Source organism: Pseudoflavonifractor capillosus (genome assembly GCF_016899775.1).
GTDB lineage: Bacteria > Bacillota > Clostridia > Oscillospirales > Oscillospiraceae > Lawsonibacter.
Map to the genome: position 1 here is coordinate 1 of NZ_JACJJE010000108.1, position 3,886 is coordinate 3,886.

Here is a 3,886-nt window from a genome sequence, read left to right on the forward strand (position 1 = left end):
ATTTCTGAATTTAGTGCAAGTACCAGTTGACCATTCCGCTCATATACGGTACACTGGTTTTGCTTTTTCTTTGTCTTCACAAACTAAGAATAAAGCAACGAGCGAGATTTGGAAACCATTTCGGGCTCCAAACCTCGCTCGTTTTTATGGGCTCTTTTTGCAACGAACCCCAAAAGAACTTTCTGCGAAACTGCGTTTCGCCTCTGCGTTTTAAGGGACAGGTTCCAGACCTGTCCCTTTTTCTATATGCAGAGCTGTTTGTAATTGTGGTGTAGGGGCGCACATTGTGCGCCCGCTGTTTTTGCTCAGACTCCGCCGTAGGGGCGGGTGTCCCCACCCGCCCGCCGCCCCTTTTGTAGGATGTGGCCTCCCAGACGCGCCACCTGGGCGTACCACTCCTCCGTCGTAGGGGCGGCACACCGGGCCGCCCGCCCTCCAACAGGCGCACTCCGCCCCAATTCCCAATATATGTATCCAAACGTCCCACAAAGGACCAAATTTCTCCTTATTTGAAGGACTTTAAAGCCTTCCCCCCACATGGGGGAAGGTGGCTGGCCGCAGGCCAGACGGATGAGGGGGGCTTGGGAGAGCTCAACACCTCGGTAGCCACCCTCTTCAGTCACCCTTATGGGTGACAGCTTCCCCCTAGAAGGGGGAAGCCTGGCCCCAACTCAAATAAGGAGGAATTTCTTTTATGGCGACCAATCAAACAACCAATTATCAGTTGAACCAGTGGGAACCCACAGACGCGGTCCAGCGGGTGGACTTCAACGCTGACAACGCCAAGCTGGACGCGGCGCTGAATGCACTGTCAGATCAGGTGGCGAAAAAGGCGGACGAAGAGGATTTGACTGCTCTGTCTGAGTCAGTTGCAGCGGTGTCCGCTGGGATGGGCAACTGCGACATGGAGCTGCTGACCTACACCGGCACAGGGGCCAAGGGGACATCTTCTCCCACGCAAATCACCTTTTCCGCCGTGCCTGACGTCTTTCTGATTGCGGGAGATCTGGCCATTCTGCTGGGCCAGGGCGGCGGAAAGGAGGCCATCCTGGCCTGCAAAGACGCTACCTATTCAGAGAGCTTTGTCAGCAGTGCGGCCCCAACCTGGAGCGGGACACAGATGTCCCTGTATAATGGTGTGGACGCCCGGTACCAGATGAACAGTAAAAATAAGGCCTATTGGGTGTTGGGACTGCGGAAGAAAAATTGAATATATAAAACCCCCGGGCCGAAGCCCGGGGGTTTCCTGTTAAATCAGGGGTAAGATGCAATTACTTGCCCAAACTCAACAGAGCAGTCAACTCACCGCAAACCAAGCGATACTGCTGATTGGCAGAGATGCTGTTGATGGGAGTAAAGCCGTAATTGGTGCCAGCTTTAACTACCACTGCAATGGTATCAACATGGTTCCAATCACCATCGTTGTTCATCATCTGAAGTTCCACATAATAAGTGGTATCCTTAGTGGCGTTTTGGGTCAGCTCAACCTTGGCGCCAGGATCGCCAGCATTATTAGTGCCAGACAGCTTGGCTACGCCTTCGCTGGTGCTGCCGGAAGGACCGCTCTGGTCGCTGCCGTCGCCCAGGTTGTCGATGATAACCACAGCCACAGCCTTGCCGTCTTCAATCACGGCGTTGAAGTCATAGTTGTGATTCTTGGAGACGCCATTCAGCTCATCCAGAATATTCTTCAGCTCGGTAACGCCGGTGTAATACTCAGTGGTGTTCTTGTTCTTGGTGGTCTGATTCAGGGCAATGTTGACATTCTCGTCAACGCGGAAGCCCTCCTTCTGAGTCGTCTGATCGAACAGAGTCTTGCCCTTCAGGGTGTAGTCGTTCGTCACACCGTCAATGGCCACAACCACGGTGTCCTCGTCATCCTCAATGGCCGTAACAGCGCCGTTGAGAGTAGTAACAACGTCGCGAGCCTCCAGCTTCTTTACATTGCCGTCGGCATCGTACTTCACGGTTACCCAGGGGCCCTGGCCACCTTCAGAAACAGGACGCTCGTCATAATTCTCCAGGACGCTCTCGTTGTCGTCGCCGACCTCGGTGAGCAGGACTTCCTCGCCGTTGATAATGGCCTTGCGGGTCCAGGTCCACTCCTCGGTGCTCTTGTCGTAACTCTCGTCCTCCAGACCGTCGGAGATCATGTAAGCGATCTTTTCGGAAACGCTGTCGCTCTCGCCCACGACCACAGCGGCAATGATGTCGCCATTGTCATCGTACAGGGGGTAAGCACCGGAAGATGTGGTCGTATCGTCCGCAATACCATTGGTAGCATTAACTTCATCACGAGCATCGGCCCGAGTGTAAAGCTCAAAGCTGGCATTATCAATGCCGGTTACCACCTCGTCCACAGCCTTGACGACAGCGTAGTCAGTGTTGCGCGTGGTGACTTTATCCAGCTCAGCCAACAGGTACACGGTATCATCGGTACCATAGACCTTACTGTAAGCACCGCTGTCAGCACCCTTCAAAGAGATGTGGCGGTTGTCAATCACATTATCTTTCAGGGTACCGCCGTCCCGGGTAGCGTTGTGGTGATACTGACCAATATCGTTCTTCTCACCAATCTTACCATAGTCAATGGCCTTCAGGGTGTAAACGTCGCTGCTGCTCTTGGTGTAGGTATACCAAGTGTTGATCACAGCACCGCCATCAGCTTTCAGGACACCATTATTCTTAACATCAATCACATCGGAAGTGCCATCCAGGAACAGGGCGTTGGCCTCAAAGTTCTTGGTGGTCAGGTTGCTGGAGTTGGCGTCAACACCAGTGATGAAGACATAATTCTTGGCCGCATCCACGATGTCCACACCGATGACATAGCCGTACTGATCCAGATACACATTATAGGTGGTATCCTTCAGATTGTCCTCAGTGTAGTTGTCCAGCACTTCCTCGTCATAATACAGAGTGGCGGAATCGTTGTATTTGGTTCCGTCTACATTGACAGCAGTAACCTTGCCGCCGCTGGTGCTGAATGTTTTGATCTCCACATCAGACAGGATATCCACATCAGAAATGGACTGAATCTCCTTATCTGCATAGGTTACCAGAACAAAATCGTCCTCGGCAACATCCTCAATGGCAAAGTCCTCACCGCTAACAGTAGCAGGCTTCTTGCTGTTGTTCAGGCCGTATACGGTGAAGGTTACTTCGTCGCGCTTCTCATTGTAATCAGAAGAAGCCTTGGCCAGATAGGTATTGATGACAGTGACGGTGACAGTCTCGTCGTCAGTATCCACAAACACCTGGGTCAGAGCGCCATCATCAATCTCGTTCACATCATCCTTGTTGTTGCGGGAGATCTCCTTGTAGAGATCGCTTTCCTCGCCATTCACATAGGAGTAGAAGTCATACTTGTCATAGGCAGTCTTGCCTACGGCATCGTACAGCTCCTTGCCGGTGACGGCGGTGGTGTACTCGGCCACCATCAGCTCCTTCTGAGCAAAGGTGCCGATCTCATCGCCCTCATAGCTCCAGGTGCGGGCGGGACGGCCGAACACGTCGGTGGTGTCCTCATCCAGCTTCAGGTCGCCGTTGTACAGCTTCTCGCCCAGCTCTACGATGGAACGGCCGGCGTCGGTAGTTCCGCTGGTGGACTTATCGCTGCTGATGGCGTTGGCGTAAGTCTGGTTGCTGGTGATGTAGTTGTAGGTGACGTTGTTGTTGATGGTTACGTCGCCGATGGTCCAACTACCGTCGGTGGAAGCCTCCACAGTACCGGACTGCAGGGTGTTCAGGACCAGCTGAGCCACATCGTTACGGGTCATGGCCTGGGTCACGCCGGAGTCCACGCCCACGAACAGGTCGATGGCGTTGCCCTGGCGGGTGGTGGCCAGCTGCCAGTCGCTGCCGAAGTCGGAGGCGTACTGGAAGT

3 protein-coding genes are annotated in these 3,886 nt (G+C 53.6%); 2 read left to right on the plus strand and 1 reads right to left on the minus strand.

The genetic code is table 11. The annotated features are described in order from the left end of the window. Together H6B31_RS16315 and H6B31_RS16320 are read left to right on the plus strand one after the other, a co-directional pair. Positions 1-214: hypothetical protein (locus tag H6B31_RS16315; RefSeq protein WP_204899470.1), on the plus strand; the 214-nt coding region annotated here is incomplete at its 5' end. 480 nt (positions 215-694) lie between these two features. Then, positions 695-1,210: a hypothetical protein gene (locus H6B31_RS16320; protein WP_204899471.1), complete on the plus strand. Its 516-nt coding sequence runs from the start codon at positions 695-697 to the stop codon at positions 1,208-1,210. A 61-nt stretch (positions 1,211-1,271) separates the two neighbouring features. Here H6B31_RS16320 and H6B31_RS16325 read toward each other — a convergent pair. Then, positions 1,272-3,886, minus strand: a 2,615-nt coding sequence (locus tag H6B31_RS16325; protein WP_204899472.1) for a hypothetical protein, incomplete at its 5' end; no start/stop codon positions are given.